At 38.1% G+C, this 16857-nt stretch carries 12 protein-coding genes; 4 read left to right on the forward strand and 8 right to left on the reverse strand.

Annotated elements, in window-relative coordinates; genetic code table 11:
* The 4 genes from ACTBZY_RS19080 to ACTBZY_RS19095 all read left to right on the forward strand — a co-directional run.
* Window positions 1–835 (forward strand): WG repeat-containing protein (locus tag ACTBZY_RS19080; protein ID WP_463047961.1); only part of this gene is annotated, 835 nt, incomplete at its 5' end.
* A 686-nt stretch (window positions 836–1521) separates the two neighbouring features.
* Window positions 1522–2739 carry a WG repeat-containing protein gene (locus ACTBZY_RS19085; protein ID WP_463047962.1) on the forward strand — a complete coding sequence of 406 codons (1218 nt, stop codon included), beginning with the start codon at window positions 1522–1524 and terminating at the stop codon, window positions 2737–2739.
* Between the two features lie 270 nt (window positions 2740–3009).
* Window positions 3010–5274: an aconitate hydratase gene (locus ACTBZY_RS19090; protein ID WP_463047963.1), complete on the forward strand. Its 2265-nt coding sequence runs from the start codon at window positions 3010–3012 to the stop codon at window positions 5272–5274.
* A gap of 166 nt (window positions 5275–5440) precedes the next feature.
* Window positions 5441–6397, forward strand: coding sequence for an alkaline phosphatase family protein (locus ACTBZY_RS19095; protein ID WP_463047964.1), 957 nt, complete (start codon window positions 5441–5443; stop codon window positions 6395–6397).
* Between the two features lie 42 nt (window positions 6398–6439).
* On the opposite strand, the gene ACTBZY_RS19100 is transcribed toward ACTBZY_RS19095, so the two are convergent.
* The 8 genes from ACTBZY_RS19100 to ACTBZY_RS19135 all read right to left on the reverse strand — a co-directional run.
* On the reverse strand, window positions 6440–6913 hold the full coding sequence (locus tag ACTBZY_RS19100; RefSeq protein WP_463047965.1) for a hypothetical protein: 474 nt from the start codon (window positions 6911–6913) through the stop codon (window positions 6440–6442).
* Entirely contained in the window at window positions 6913–7431 is a 519-nt protein-coding gene (locus ACTBZY_RS19105) for a hypothetical protein (RefSeq protein WP_463047966.1), read from the reverse strand. Before ACTBZY_RS19105 ends, ACTBZY_RS19100 begins: the two co-directional genes overlap by 1 nt.
* On the reverse strand, window positions 7428–10133 hold the full coding sequence (locus ACTBZY_RS19110; RefSeq protein ID WP_463047967.1) for a porin family protein: 2706 nt from the start codon (window positions 10131–10133) through the stop codon (window positions 7428–7430). Before ACTBZY_RS19110 ends, ACTBZY_RS19105 begins: the two co-directional genes overlap by 4 nt.
* 42 nt (window positions 10134–10175) lie before the next feature.
* Window positions 10176–10958 carry a hypothetical protein gene (locus ACTBZY_RS19115; protein WP_463047968.1) on the reverse strand — a complete coding sequence of 261 codons (783 nt, stop codon included), beginning with the start codon at window positions 10956–10958 and terminating at the stop codon, window positions 10176–10178.
* 68 nt (window positions 10959–11026) lie between these two features.
* On the reverse strand, window positions 11027–11587 hold the full coding sequence (locus tag ACTBZY_RS19120; protein WP_463047969.1) for a hypothetical protein: 561 nt from the start codon (window positions 11585–11587) through the stop codon (window positions 11027–11029).
* A gap of 567 nt (window positions 11588–12154) precedes the next feature.
* Entirely contained in the window at window positions 12155–13762 is a 1608-nt protein-coding gene (locus ACTBZY_RS19125; RefSeq protein ID WP_463047971.1) for a sulfatase, read from the reverse strand.
* Window positions 13763–13817: 55 nt separating this feature from the next.
* A complete protein-coding gene (locus ACTBZY_RS19130) occupies window positions 13818–15836 on the reverse strand; it encodes a glycoside hydrolase family 127 protein (protein WP_463047972.1) in 2019 nt (672 codons plus the stop codon).
* 141 nt (window positions 15837–15977) lie between these two features.
* Window positions 15978–16857, reverse strand: an 880-nt coding sequence (locus tag ACTBZY_RS19135; protein WP_463047973.1) for a sulfatase family protein, incomplete at its 5' end; no start/stop codon positions are given.

A 16857-nucleotide genomic window follows, 5' to 3' on the forward strand; every position in this document is an offset into this window, starting at 1 on the left:
CGGAAATGAAGTAATATCTAACACGTTTGAATCTGCATTGAGCTTTGAAGGAAATTATGCCGTCGTCGTTGAAAATATGCTTTCTGGTTATATTGACAGAGAAGGAAATACCATAATAAAGCAGCAATTTCAATTTGCCATGAACTTCACAGAAGGTTTGGCTCCAGTGCTTAAAAACGGTAAATGGGGATTTATCAATGAAAGTGGGAAAGTTGCATTAGCTTTTGAATATGACTTCGTTTCTAATTTCAAAGATGGAAGGGCTACGGTAAGAAAAAATGGGAAAGCGGCGATTATTAATATCAAAGGAGATTTAGTAACAGATTATAATTTTGAAAACATTTCTGAATTCGTTAATGGTTATGCCTTATTTATTAAAGATGGCAAATTCGGAGTGATGAACAAAAAAGGAAATATCAAATTTTCTGGTATGGATAGAATCATTCAGTCCAGTAATGGCCTTTATGCTTTCCAACAAAATAACAATTGGGGTTTCATTAATAACAGTGGAGACGAAATGATTTCTCCTGTTTACAGTAAAGTGGGTGATTTTAAAGATGGATTAGCCAAAGTTCAAAGAGATGGTAAGTATGGATTTATTAATGAAAAAGGAGAAATAGTCATTCCTGTTATTTACGAAAATGCGAACGACTTTTCGGAAGGTGTAGCTTCTGTGAGAAGTAATGACATCTACTATTTTATAGATAAACTAGGCACGGAGCAACTAGCGGTGGCTTTAGATATGAAATCTATACCTGAAAGAATTATTGTCAGCGTAAACAACAATCAAATGATTTTCACAAATGGAAAACTAGTGGCTGGAGCCAGTTTCTAAACTCATATATCAAATTAAAAGAAGAGGTCAGTTCCATAAAGGAGCTGACCTCTTCTCTTTTTAAGCCAGTCTTACTACCTTATTATGCGTAATAAGCGTTAAAATGGTGTTACATCATGCATGTAAGTTCCGATAGCCCAACGCTGCTATAATTAGGCAATTTCGCTATGCTACTCGGAGCTCAACAATTAATTTTTCAAAAGCGTAATTCAATTTAAAGCGTTTTTCCTTTGACTGTCTTTTTCTTATGACTCTACTTTGACAGAAGAACTACTACCAGATTCAATCTTTAAAAACGGAAATAATTCAATTTCTTGGTCACAAATAATGTAAATGAAATTATAACCTGGATAAGACAGCGAAATGCTTTAAACAAATTAAACTAAACAACCCATTAAACTAGGACTGCAAACCTTAGCTTTCATACTTTAAAAACACCCATTAATACTGATTTGAAACTTTCTCAATAAAATAATAAGTATATACGTGTTGTTTGGCACGGTATTTCACTTTAATAAATCGGAAAGACGATTAAAAAAGCAATTATGCAAACGTATATACTTGAAGTTTATATTCACATATCCAAAACACCTTATTCATCCTAAAAACCCTCTTAGAAGACATTTAAAGCACTTGTTGGCACGTAATTGGTAATTACCTAAATGTACTCTAGACAATAAACGAATATGAAAAAGAAATTCACTTCCGCCTTAATTGCTTTCGTCTTTTTGCTCTCATCATTGGTGACTTTTGCCAACGAAAACAATTACCTTCCTATGTCTAGTTTTAATGCTAGCTATTCCTTTAATGATGGTAGATGTAAAATAAAGATCAACGGACTTTATGGTTTTATCAATAAAGAAGGTAGAATACTTATTCCTTGTGAATATGAATATGCTTCTGATTTTGAAAACGGTTTTGCCATTGTTAGAAAAAATAACCAGTTTGGGTTTATCTTAAAAAATGGAACAGCAATAACAGAAATCAAATACGAATATCTAGAAGCGTTTAGTGGCAACAGAGCCCTATTCAAAAAAGACGGAAAATTTGGATTTCTGGACATCAATGGAGCCGAAGTTATCAAGAATACTTACGAATTTGCTATGAGTTTCACTGGAGAAACTGCAGTGATAAAACAAAACAACCTAAGCGGTTATATTAACAGAGATGGAGAAATCATCATTGAACCTGAATATGACTTTGCTCTGGGGTTTGCCGAAGGTTTGGCACCCGTAATGAGAGATGGCAAATGGGGATATATTAACGCCGACAATAAGGTCATCATAGATTTCCAGTACAACATTGCCTCTACGTTTAAGGAAGGAATTGCCACGGTAATAGACCAAAACAAAACCAAAATCATAAATCAAAAAGGTGCACCTATCTCTAAAGGAAACTTTGATAACATTTCTGAATTTATTAATGGGCACGCCCTATGTTTTCAGGACGGCAAATTTGGCATCATAAATAAAAAGGGAACTGTAAAAGTTTCTGGTCTAAATAAGGCCATCCAAAGCAACAACGGTCTTTATGCCGTGAGCAGAAATAATATGTGGGGTTTTATAAACACCGATGGTAAAGAAATAATAGAACCTACATTTAGTAGTGTTGGAGATTTCCATGAAGGATTAGCCAAAGTTCAAATGGATGGTAAATTTGGATTCATAAATCAATATGGTGAGGTTATTATTCCTATCATTTACGATTCCGCTAGAGATTTCTCCGAAGGGATGGTTTCAGTAAAACTAGACGACACCTATTATTTCCTTGACGATTTTGGCACAGAGAAATTAGCTTTCTCTTTGGATGGAAAATCTATGCCTGATAAAATAATAGTCAGGGTCAATAATAATGAACTTATATATAATGAGGGGAAATTAACAACGGCCTCATTGAAAGATTAAATCAGTTTTTTAAGTAAGCAAGTTAGCGAGCAGAACCCTCTACTGGAGGGATTTTGCTTTTTATACCATCCCATAAAAGCCACTCTTAAAATCCTTTCTAGAAAGCCTTCAGCACCAAATTCAGACCAAATACTTTAAAAGACTTCAACAAGGAGTCCTTTTCATGAAATTATTCCTTTCTAAACGGGGTTATAATAGTGGCAAACTTAGGATCTAGATTCGTAAATCATTAATTTCGCCGCACATTTAGAACACTCAAAATCATAGAATATGGCATTCAATATTGACATCATAAAGGCTCTATATAGTCAAATGGCTAGTAAAATAGAAAAAGCCAGAGAAATCACAGGGAAACCTTTGACGCTATCTGAAAAGATATTGTACTCTCACCTTTCTCCTGAAGAAACACCTAGAGCCTTCAACAGAGGAAAAGATTATGTAGACTTTGCTCCGGATAGAATTGCATGTCAAGACGCAACAGCCCAAATGGCTTTACTTCAGTTTATGCAAGCTGGAAAAGCAAAAGTGGCTGTACCAACAACTGTTCACTGTGATCACCTTATTCAAGCCAAATTAGGAGCAGATAAAGATTTACAGGCGGCATTGAATTCCAGTAACGAAGTATTTAACTTTCTAGAGTCTGTTTCTAGAAAATATGGTATCGGATTCTGGAAGCCAGGTGCAGGTATTATTCACCAAGTGGTTTTAGAAAACTATGCATTCCCTGGTGGAATGATGATTGGTACAGATTCTCACACAGTAAACGCTGGTGGACTAGGAATGGTGGCCATTGGTGTAGGTGGAGCAGATGCTGTAGATGTCATGGTAGGAATGCCATGGGAGCTTAAATTCCCTAAATTAATCGGTGTTAAATTAACTGGAAAGCTTTCTGGCTGGTCTTCTCCTAAAGATGTTATTCTTAAAGTCGCTGGTATTTTAACCGCTAAAGGTGGAACAGACGCTATCGTAGAGTATTTCGGTGAAGGTGCAAGTTCAATGTCTTGTACTGGAAAAGGAACCATCTGTAACATGGGTGCAGAGATAGGAGCCACTACTTCTACATTTGGTTATGACGAGTCTATGGAGCGTTATTTAAGAGCCACAGGAAGAGATGACGTAGCCGATGCTGCCAACGAAATTAAAGAACACCTTAACGGTGACCCTGAAGTTTATGCCAACCCGGAGCAATACTTCGACCAAGTCATTGAAATTAATCTTTCTACCTTATTACCTCACCTTAACGGACCTTTCACACCAGATTTGGCTACGCCAGTGGGTGAAATGACAGAGAAAGCTATCAAGAACGATTGGCCATTAGATGTAGAATGGGGTTTAATTGGTTCTTGTACCAACTCTTCTTACGAAGATTTGTCTAGAGCAGCTTCTGTAGCAAAACAAGCTATAGACAAGGGATTGAAAACGAAAGCTGAATTTGGTATCAACCCAGGTTCTGAGCAAGTAAGATTTACCGCAGAAAGAGATGGTTTACTTCAAGTTTTTATAGACCTAGATGCTACCATATTCACTAACGCTTGTGGACCATGTATTGGACAGTGGGCTAGAGCAGGTGCGGAAGACAAGAAGAAGAATACCATTGTTCACTCTTTCAACAGAAACTTTGCAAAAAGAGCTGATGGTAACCCAAATACGCACGCATTCGTAGGTTCTCCTGAATTAGTAGCAGCAGTTGCTATTGCAGGTCGCTTAGACTTCAACCCTATCACAGACACCCTTATAAACGATAAAGGTGAGGAAGTGAAATTTGAAGAGCCTACAGGTCTTGAGCTTCCTCCTAAAGGATTCGACGTAGAAGATGCTGGTTATTTAGAGCCAGATGCGGACGGTAGTGGCATAAAAATAAATGTGAAAGACGATTCTGAGCGACTTCAACTATTAGAGTCTTTCTCTCCTTGGGATGGCAAAAATATTGATGGTGCCAAATTGTTAATCAAGGCTTACGGTAAATGTACTACCGACCATATTTCTATGGCAGGACCGTGGTTACGTTTCAGAGGCCACTTAGATAATATCGCAAACAATACGCTTATAGGTGGTGTGAATGCATTTAACATGCAAACAAACTCTGTAAAAAGTCAAATTAATGGCGAATACGGAGCCGTGCCAGATACACAGAGAACTTACAAAGCAGCTGGAATTCCTACCATCATAGTGGGAGACCATAACTACGGTGAAGGTTCTTCTAGAGAGCACGCCGCTATGCAGCCAAGACATTTGGGTGTAAAAGTGGTTATCGTTAAGTCTTTTGCTCGTATTCACGAGACCAACCTTAAAAAGCAAGGTGTGTTGGCTTTAACTTTTGCTACGCCAGATGATTATGATAAAATCCAAGAAGATGATACTTTCAACTTCACAGATTTAGCCGATTTTGCTCCACAAAAGCAAATCACGATTGAAGTGGTTCACGCTGACGGAAGCAAAGACAGCATTTTGGCTAATCATACTTATAACGAAGCTCAAATAGAATGGTTCAAGGCAGGTTCTGCTCTTAACCTTATTAAGCTTAAGAATAAATAAGCATTTAAAAATTTAGTTTTTAATAAAAGACCCTTTTCGGAGGGTCTTTTGCTTTTTTAAACCTCCATTTTTAATAATTACGGTGTATTAAGAAATTATTATTTTGGCGATACTTACTGTATTAATACATTCAAAAGAAGAACTTTGCGACTATTAAATTATCAATATGAAGCAAACCACTTTAGCTCTGTTATTTTTTCTTTTCTTCTTAAATAGCTACAGTCAGGAGAAAAAATGCCTTTTGGTGTTACTGGATGGCATTCCTGCCGATGTATTAGAAAAAACAGCCACGCCAAACATAGACCAAATCGCTAAAACGGGTGCCTATGCCAGGGCCTATGTAGGTGGAGAGAAAGGCGGTATTTCTCAATCTCCCACTATATCTGCAGTAGGCTATAACAGCATGCTTACGGGTACATGGGCAAACAAACATAATGTTTGGGGGAACAGCATCAAAGAACCCAACTATAGCTATCCTAGCATTTTCAAGGCGGCAAAGGACAGCCAGTCTGATATCAAATTGGGCATATACTCCACTTGGGAAGACAACAGGACAAAACTCTTGGGAGAAGGACTGCCCGAAACCGAATACTTAAAGCTGGATTATATTTTTGATGGATACGAAAACGACACGCTCGCCTTCCCGCACGATAATGAAAGGGAATTCATTAAGAACATTGACAAGCTTGTGGTAAAAGAAGCCGCAAGGAGCATTGAAAAAGATGCACCTACCCTATCATGGGTTTATCTGGAATACACCGACGACATGGGCCATAAATATGGTGATAGCCCAGAAATGACTGCAGCCGTAAAGCTAGCCGACCAACAAATGGGTCAAATCTATGCTGCCATTCAAAAGAGAGAAAAAGAACATCATGAAGATTGGCTACTTATTATTACCACAGACCATGGCAGAAGCCCAGAAGATGGTAAAGGACATGGTGGACAAACCGACAGAGAAAGAACCACCTGGATAGCCACCAATAAAGCGAGCGTAAACGATAGATTCAAAAACGGCTTAGCCATCGTGGATATCTTCCCTACAGTGTCCCAGTTTTTAGAACTGAATTTAGCGGAATCTGTTAAAGAGCATTTAGATGGTGTTTCTTTTTTGGAACCTTAAAAGGGTTGTCATTTTATGATAACTCAAGGGCCAATTTAAAGCTTAAAAACTTGATACCGTATAGATAATACTCGCAGAATAGGCTTGAGCAGGAATCAAAACAGAAGCACCACGAATTTGGTATTGCACCGGGACTTCCTTCCTTGTTCCACTGAGAGCTTGTGACGTGAAGAATGACTGATTCGTGGTGGTTAATTGGAAATAGTTTGTGCCACCACTTATGGTTGACGCACTTTGAGTACCACTGCCAGTTCTTCTTATCCAAATACTCAAAGCAGAAGGCCAAGTGCTACTACTCATTTTTACAGATAAGGTATAACCGGTAACCCCACCCAAACCTTTAAAATCAATAAGCGTCTGATCTGCAGGGCTTTCAAATACACCACTATAGTCATTACCAGCTTCCGTTATGGCCGTACTTGACACAACGTACGTCCATCCTTGACTTACATCCATGTTCTGACCACTAAGGTCAATTGCACTAAAAACCAATAAGAGGAAGGCTATGATTCTCATTAATTGTCGGACATAGTGAATTTAACGGTATACGATTTCGTCACATTCCTCAACTGGCTGAAATTTGCTATTTCTAAAGAATAGCTTAAATTATAACCCTTACCTGTACCATCACCAGTATATGCACCACCTATGCCATTGATAATAGTTTGAGCACTATTATTGAGGATAATTGAAGATGTTGAAGTTCCTAAGACACCAGCTCCATTACCCGCATAGTTGGCAATACCCATTTTTAAACTTAACCCATTAATGTTAGTCTCTAGCACCTGAGCGGTTATTCTTCTTGAGGTACTAGGACCTACAGCAGAAGTGAAATTAAGCCATTTCGAAGAATCTTTAAGAGCATCTAAAACAGAAGTGCCTGCCTCAGCAGGTGTAGTCAGTGCTAAATTCAATGCAGTACCTGAGGGTTCAATATCCATTTTTGAAATACTTGGCAGCGTAAAATTAATCGCAACCGTAGACTGCCCGAAAAGCGTCCCAGTTAAGAAAAGTAAGCCAAATATGTATTTCATTTATTGGTTGACGACAGATGAAACTCCTGACCCGTACTTTGAATTTTCCGTTCAATAGATCTCAAGGTAAAATTAGCCATTTCTATCTTACTCGAAGCTATCTGAACGTTTAAAACATTGTCCGTAATCTCATATTCTCGCTGATTTCCAGGAATGTACATGGTAAGCTTCCAGTCTCCTGGCTTTACTTCTTTGAAAGAATAAGTATTGCTTTTAGTCACTGTGGTCAGATAACTCTCTTCCCCATTTGTTAACTTTACCAAGACTGTAGGTTTATTTTGCCCGTCCTTGGCGATACTATATTTTTCTGTTATACTAAAGTCAAGGACACCAGCTATTCCACCCGTTTTCACCAAGCCCACTTCTAAATATTCGGTTCTATTAGCCACAATATTTATCTCCAGAGGTGTTTTTTCTTGAGAAACCACACCTGCCAGTTCAAAAGTCGGTGGAATAGAAAAAATGTATTTATTGGGACTTATATTATTAAAATGAAAACTCCCAGAGGAATCTGTCAAAGCGGTATAAGGCCCCAGTCTTACCATAATCCCTTTTTTCTGTATACCAGCATTCAATGCAATGAGTTTTCCACTCAGCTGACCAATATTCTCGTCCTTTGCTACGCTCGGGTTCAGTTTAACGGTATACTTAATAGAGAAAAAGGAGGAATTTTGCCCTTTATCCACCATGGATGGTGAAAAAGCTCGTCCGCCAACCAAAGAAAGCGAGTGATTCTTGAAATTAAAAGATAAGGAGGCATTGCTATAATTTCTTTTCTCAAACAATTCATCGGGAGCATAATTATTACGATACATGAAGTTTAGCCGTATAAAATCTTTATAATTCATGCTGACATTTCCTCCATAATATATTAAATTTTGGCTACTGTTATCCGATGAGAATTTATTGGTATGTTGATATTCCGCATATCCTCCTAAATTCAGCCAAGGGGTAATGGCCACATGAGGCTGCAAAGTGGTGCCGTAAGATTTTCTACTTTTTTCTGTATCCGATACCAATAGATTGGCTGTTTTACCAAAACGTGTTTGAGAATTAATTTCTAGCCTTTCTGAAGTATACCGATAAGAAAAATTACCATAACTCTCTTTATAATGAAAAGAGGAAATTTCCATCCTATCTTCCCTTTCTTGATTGGTATAATTTAATGCAACCGTATTCTTCCGATTTATGGTATAGTTCATAAAAATGGAATTTGATTTACTTATAGGCGAGACGGCTGAATTAAATATATCTTGGCTAGGATTTACAAGGGAATAGCTATTGGTGACACCTATAAATAATTCTTTACTGATTTGATAATTAATAGCATTAAGAAAAAAGTTACTATTGTTATAAAAACCATGATAATTTTTACCCGCCTTTGTCAGCTGATTTTGAAGCAGTAATTTACCTATCTTATATCGGGCTTTACTATAAATGGCCATATCTAGCTTATTTTTAGCCAAACCAAAACTAACCTCGGCATCTATTTCTAAATTTTTCCAATTAAAGTATCCCGAAGTGCTTACCAGATTAGACATAAATTCACCAGCATTATCTGACAGCTTCTTTGACATATAATTGAATTTCACGCTATTCTTATGCTCTAGTTGCAGCTCATAACTCCCCCCAAAAGCATATTTCTGATTGCTAGAGAATCTACTTTTTTGAAAAAATACACTTACCGTATTATTATTTATTTTTTGTTCTAGCTTTACCCCTCTTCCAAAACGTCCAAATTCCAACAAGTTTGAAACGTGGTTGGAATAATCGCCCAGTGTAACTATACTTTGTTCTTTGTACTTATAAAGAGCGGAGTATTGGCTATAGCCCCCAAGGGTTGGTAGGGATGTATTACTTGGACCCAAAGCCACAAAATCTACATAGTGTTTCTTTCCATAGTCTAAATGGCCTTTTCCGCTTACATCAAATTGTAATGCACTAAAGTTGACATTCCCAAGTTTGTAGTTGACATAATTAAGACCTGCCACTATAGGTAATCTCAAATGATTATCTAGTTTTTTTTGTCTATCCGTATAGACGGGAATAGAAACCACCTGAAACAAGGGAATTCTATTTGCTACTTTTAAGTGGATATCGGATGATATATGCCAGCTTGTTTGTTTCGTAAAGGGTACTATTTGCGTCACCTTTACTACTTTACTGGCATTGGGTTGGATGGTTAAAGTATCTGATACTAAGCGACCCGTTGTACTACTTAAAAAAACTTTCTCCGAGGCATTTCCCAGATTTTGAATTAAAAAAGAAGTCACTAAGGTATCTCCCTCTATCACATACTCTTTCTTTTCCAATGGAATGATCTCCAAAAAGTACGTTTCTGATATCTTAACTTCAATACTTTTATAAGCAATAATGTTGCCTTTGATGTAGAGTCCAAAACTTAAGAAATGGGACTTAGAGGCCGTTTCTTTGGAGGTGGTAATGGTATACATATACCGCACTCCAGTCTCCTTATTTAATATTTTTTCTGAAAGAATGCTCCAACCCTCTGGAATCTTTAGAACGGACTCATTTTCTGGAAAAGATTCATGAAAACTACGATCAACTTCAATAAATAAAGAAAAGTACGCACCAGGTTTTACGTTTTCAAGTTTATTTACAATGCGGATATTCTCCAGATTTTGACCAAAGGCACAAAACCGGATAAGCGTAAGAAATAATATGTAAACGACATTTTTCAATCTTTACAATTAAGAATTTTATAGGAAAGAGCACTGGATGAACTAATCAATATCTAAAGAGATATTAGAGGCAAAAAGATCTTTATCGTTGTCCATGACCAGAACCGACTCATATCTACCTTTAGATAAGCCAAATAATTTTAAGGAATAAGAGGAACACATGTCAGGATATATTCTTCTGCTGAGTGTTTTAAAGGTCTCAACATGATTACCATCTTCATCATATACTTCCAGGTATAATTTGACTTTCTCAGAAAATACTCCGTCGTTTTTAACCGTTACATGCATCATTTTAGTAGAATCGCTGACATCATTCATGCTTAAGTCGCTCACCAGTAGACCAGATTTTCCTGAAGTGCCATTATCACCAATGATCTGAACGGCGTACCTCATCACAGAATTTACAGAAACCCCATTAGGCTGAACTTCATTTACTGGATTGGCCCCTTCTATCATCAGTACAGTCCAGTAAGATCCACTTTCCATCTCGGCTGGTGCGTCTATGGTATAAAACAGGGTAAACTCTTCTAAAGGTTGCAGTGTTTTCTCATCTACTGTGGTACTTAACCATTTGGTAAGCGAACGCATATGAAATCCCCCTCCGTATTTGATATCTTGTCCGCAGTTAGCAGTGACATCCTCTTTATAGATGATAATCCTTTTAGGCACATCAGACTCGTTCCTGAGCACCACACTTCCGCTAATGCTTTGATTTACGCCTATGGGATGTACATGCGTAAGCCCGTTTAAAATAACAACAGCAGCCCTAAGAGACTGACTTACACCTAGTAATAATAGTGAAAGCAGAATAATATTTTTTTTCATCAGGAAAGAAGTAGGTTAAAAGAGAAAGAACTGGCAAGGCAGCAAAGCCCGCCAGTTCTTAAATAATGCTATAAAGAATCTCCAAGCGTATAGGTCACCGTAACGTCAGTGTTATCTGCTCTTAATGAGCCATAGCTATCATCTAAAGCCTCAAATGTATAGGTCAACTTATGGCCTTTATCGTTTCCTGTTCCTGTATAGGCACTGCCTATTCCAGTAATCATTTCTTGGTCTGCTAAAGTTAATGTCTTTTTACCAGCGGTGGTACCTAAAGTACCCTTTGCACCAGTAGCAGCAGCAGCAGCATTCACACTAATATCTATTCCGGCTACCAATACACTAGCTTTTACAAAAACACTTCTTAATGTTTCTCCTGTTAGAATAGAAGAATAGTTTAACCAAGTATCCGAATTATCATCTGCGTCCTTTATTTTTTCACCGGCTTCATTATCTTCTTGGATAAATTCAGCGTCAAAGCTTTTAGAAACTGTAGTTTCTAAATCTAGTAAAGCAACATCTGGTACTTTAATGGTTATTACATGATTGTCTGTTTCTGAGTCTTGAGCAAAACCTGTCATTGATAAAAGCGTTCCTAGAGCGAAAGTAAGTAGTCCTAATTCTTTTTTCATTTTTTTTACGTTTATATATTTAATATTTAAATACATCCATGGCAATTACTATTTCATAAGTAGCAATGAAGTCTGATTGATTAATTTCAAACATCGTGCCAATTCAGCCTCACAAAAGAAAAAACACACCTACGTAAATTGTTATAAACCAGTGACTTACGTACCTGAAAATAGACAAACTTCAGGTATTTGTCGTTCATTTATCATGCATTAGGGGCTCATAATCAATACATTATTAAAGGGGGGCGTTTTCAAGCTTCACCGCTAAGGCACTTAGAAAACTTCAAAAAAAATTAAGGGGAGTAGAAAAAATTGTGGCCATTTTAAATATTTGACCCAAAAAACGCAGCCGTTTGGCACGCACCAGAAATTTATTCAAGAAGAAAAATGTATTTTAATATTGCCAAAAACAGTAAATGTAATTGCAATATCCTTTTTTGTCCAAATTACTCAAATATGCTTACCTCTTTTAAAGAGCATAAAATATATAGCTGTATCCTTCTCCTATATATAGTATATAAGCAAATAATACAGCTATGATTTGTGATTGAGCTTATAGTAAAAAGGTCATTTGTACTCCTCTTTTATTTGCGACAGCAGCTTTTTACAGACCCCTTTTCTTTGTAAAGCAATGTTTACCGTTTCCTTTGAGTCATATTTATGGTCATAAAGTTCAAGGAATACGGGCTCAGAGTCTGGGTTCCTTCTATCTTTCCAAGCTATAAAACGATAACGGTCTGTGCGGATGGCATAACCCATTAAGTGGTTTTCAAATAAGTCTCTATCCCATTTCTCCTTTTCCTGTTCTTCAATCTTTACTTCTAAATCCGCCATTAAAGCCCCAAAATAGGTCTTTCGCATACCTTCAGATAGCGGATTGGCGGCCCATTCTCTTAAAGCAGGACTGGGAAACTGACTAAATGCCGACTCTTTCCACTTGGTATTCGCATTTTCTAACAGGGGCACTAAACTCTTTCCTTCCAAATGGGACGGTTTGGAAGTATGGGTTAAATCGCAAAGCGTTGGAAATATATCTAAAAGCTCTACAATGGCATCTGTCTTTTGCCCTCTTACATTTTTGGGCATTTGTGGCGTGGAAATCATGAGAGGAACTCTGGTTCCTATTTCATAATTGGTGGCTTTACCCCACACGCCCATGTCGCCCAGATGCCAGCCATGGTCGCTCCATAATATTATTATGGTATTGTCTTTTTGCCCGGAAGCCTCTAAGGCATCCAGCATACGTCCTAACTGGGCATCCACATAACTAACGCTAGCCAGATACGCATGCTTTAAAGTTAGTGCCAGCTCCGTATCTATTTTGTCATACTTTGGTATCCCAGAGCGAGCTCTTAGTTCAAACGAAGCATGCAGACCTACCGCAGCACCGTCTTTGGGCGGATAATCATATTCTGCCAGCGGAATTTCCGCTCTTTGATATAAATCCCAATATTTCTTAGGGGCAATCCAATCCAGGTGTGGGAGTTTAAAGCCTAGGCCTAAAAAAAATGGTTTCTCTGGATTTTGAACCAACTCTTTTAAAGTGGCAATCGCTATTTCGGTATTTTGACCGTCTGGATAAGTGAGGTCTGGAACATCATAACTTTCAAAGGCAGGGCCACGTCCCAAGCCATATTTACCGTCTTCACTGTTACTCGCCTCTATGGCCTTTTTATTATTTATAAAAATAGCCTGATTTTCTGGTGAAGCATAACCACCTATAAGCATAGGTAACGAAGCATCAAACTTTACGTTAGCTTCTTTTCTGCTCCACGATTTTTCGTCATCAGTATAACCTGGATGGAATATCTTTCCAGAAAAGACGGTTTCATAACCATGAGCCCTTAACTGCTGTGGCAAGGTGATAATGTCTGGATTAATATCTCTAAAATAAGAGAAGTTTTCTATGACATTGATAGACTCTGGTTTTGCACCTGTCATCATACTAGCTCTAGACGGGCTACAAATGGCCTGCTGACAATATGCTCTATTAAAGAGCAAAGACTGGGCAGCCAATCGGTCGAAATTAGGTGTCTTGGCTATTGGAGAACCATAACAGCCTAATTCTGGACGGAGGTCGTCCACTGCAATAAATAGAATATTTGGCTGCTTTTGTGCAAACAGCTGCGATGTAAATATCAATAAGCCCAATATGAGCATATTTACTTTTTTCATGTTGGGCTTATTTTTTATTATAAAGAATTCGTTTAAGGTCTGTTTATTTAAACTCCTATTTCCAAATCACGGGCAAGAATACCGACATCTCTGCCTGCCCCCTATTGCTCCATGCATAGTAAGGAACCATTTGCGTTTTGAAAGGCTCAAAAACAGGCTTTGAAACCTTGGTATACATCCCTTCCCTTTTATCTGTTCTTAGCATGACTTCGGTTTTCAAAGTAGTAAGACCACCTAGGAAGTCTGATTGGTAGTCAGGTTTAAACTCAGCGTCACCATTCATATAAACGTCAACTATTTTTACATTTTCTGGCAAGTCAGGAGACTCCATACAATAAACCACAGGGCCACGTTTTACTGCTACTTGGTTTCTAACTTCCTCTATTCTATCATTCCCCTGCACCAAACTCGTTTCCATGGGCATATCCAGCTGAATTACATCTCCTTTTTTCCATTTGCGGTTTATGGTCGTATAAGTTCCTGCCACCGTTTTAATACTCGCATCTTTCCCGTTGATTTTAATGTTAGAACCCGTTGCCCAGTCTGGAATTCTTACTAGCATATCGAAAGGTGCTTCTTTACAGGCCTGGATAGTCATTTTTACGGCACCTTTCCAAGGGTAATCCGTTTCTTGGGTCATCTCGAACGCAGAACCATCCAATAATTTTGTTTTTAATTTGTTACCACCATATAGGTTAACACTTATACCGTTTTTTGACAAACTATAAGCCCATCCTGACACTTGCACAATGGTACGAACCAAGTTAGGTGGACAGCAAAAACACTCCAAATACGACTGACGCTCTGCATACTCTGTATTCATTTTGGAATAATCTCTAGAGCCTTCTATCTTTCTTAAAGGATTGGCATAATAGTATTCCTTGCCTGTGACACTTATCCCAGATAAAGCACTGTTAAAAAGTACCAACTCCATCACATCGGCGTGCTTTGACTCTCCTTTTAAGCCCAACATGCGGTAGTTAAACATGGAGTTACAGATATTGGCACAGGTCTCGTTATAGGCTGTCATATTAGGCATCATGTATTCGTCTATAAATCCCTCTTCTATTTTATCTCTATTGGTAGACGCCCCATAATGTGTTTGACCTACTGCTCCAGTAACATACATTTTCTTATTGGTAACATTATCCCAAAGCCTATCTAGAGCGTATAGTAATGCCACTTCTCCCGTTTCTGCGGCCACATCTGCAGCACCCGCGTAATAATAAAGTGCCAGTACGGCATGCCCTACCGCTTCTGTAGATTCACGCAGCGGCGTTCTTTCTTGAACCATATCCCCTACCGGATAACCCTTGGTAGCCGCATTTTCATCGATTCCGTATTTTCCTCTGTTATTGATAAACTTCTCGGCAAGTTTTAAATATCGCTGGTCTTTGGTGGTTCTGTATAGTTCCACTAAGCCCATTATCTGAGTCTGATTAAAACCGAATCGGCCATAATTGCGACTTTCTGGCATAAATACCGAATATAGATTATCAGCATGCTTTATAGCAATATCCAGAAAGTTGGTTTGACCCGTTACACGGTTATGAATACATGCACTGGTATATAAATGACCACTGTTATACATTTCATGGTATCTTCTATTTTCAAATCTATCAACATTTGGGTTAAGCTGAATCTGAGTTTGAAGATAACCATCCGCCATTTGGGCTTTAGCAATAATGGCTATAATCTCGTCCAATTCTTTCTGAATTTTTGGATCCTTGTTTTGAGCATACACATAACTCATCGCTTCCATCCATTTGTAGAAGTCGCCGTCGTGCCAAGCAAAACCCTCATGCTTACCTTCTTTTAAACCGGCAGCTATTTTAAAGTTATTAAGCCCATGTCCAATATCGCCTTTTAATACCTCACCCATATAAGGCACCATGACCGTTTCAGCCAACTTGAATTTGTCTGCCCAGAAACCTTCGGTCCACTGGCAATCGCCAATGTCAATACTTTTAAGTTTAACATTGGGGCTGGCTGTATTATTGATAATCCCTGCGTTTTGGGCTATTGCTGCTTGCAGTGAAAACATACTTGCGAAAAGCAAAATTATTTTTTTCATTTTCAATGGGTGACTTTTAAAGTTTACTAAAACCTGACTCCAGGCATTTAATAGAGCTATTATCTTGAATTTATTTTATAACAAAGTAAGTTCTAATTGAGCCGAAGGGCTTCGCGTCAATTGACTTTAGATTATCTTATATTACCTTAAATCTTTCAAGACAAAGGTTTCTTGAAATTTGCCCATTTCCTTTTCTTCCCATATTTGACGCAGCTCTTGTGGGTCAAACCAACGAGGTGCTGTATGTGTCTTACTCCAGTTTTGAGCACTCTGAACCATTTCTTTTAATAATTCAGGATGCTGGATACTCAAATCCTTTTGTTCCGAAATATCATGCTTTAGGTCAAAGAGTTTCCATTCATCGTTTCCAGTTTTTAAAGCTTTCCAATTATCTTTCCTTACGCCGACATCGCTATATCCTGAACGGTGACGCATCGCAAAAATCATTTCATCTTTACGAGCACTTTTGTTGCTATTAATACTTTTCAAAACATCCTTTCCGTTCAATACTTTACCCTCTGGTATCTTAGCTTTAGCCAATGCAGCGAACGTAGGATACAGATCCAATGCCGAAACGGGGTGTTCGTAGACTACGTTACTTTTGATACCATTTGGCCAGTGAAAAAACATGGGAACTCTAAAGCCTCCCTCATTGGTATCTCCTTTTCTACCTGTCAATGGCAAATTAGAAGCTCCATGAGAGGTGTCTCCGCCATTATCACTTAAAAACACAATGAGGGTGTTGTTGTATTGATGGGTTCTTTTTAATTCTTCCACCAGTTTTCCAACTCCCCTATCTAATCCATACACCATGGCGGCATAGGTTCTTCTTTTATGGTCTTTAATATCAGAAAACTCCGCTAGATCTTCCTCAATAGCTTCCATAGGAGCATGAGGTGCATTATAGGCCAAGTACAAAAAGAATGGTTCATCCTTTTTAGAGGCGTCATTCACAAACCTGACGGCATCATTTGAAAGCACATCTGTCAGATAATCCGTATCATTGGAAGTCTCTTTCCCA

This window comes from Arcticibacterium sp. (assembly GCF_055134445.1).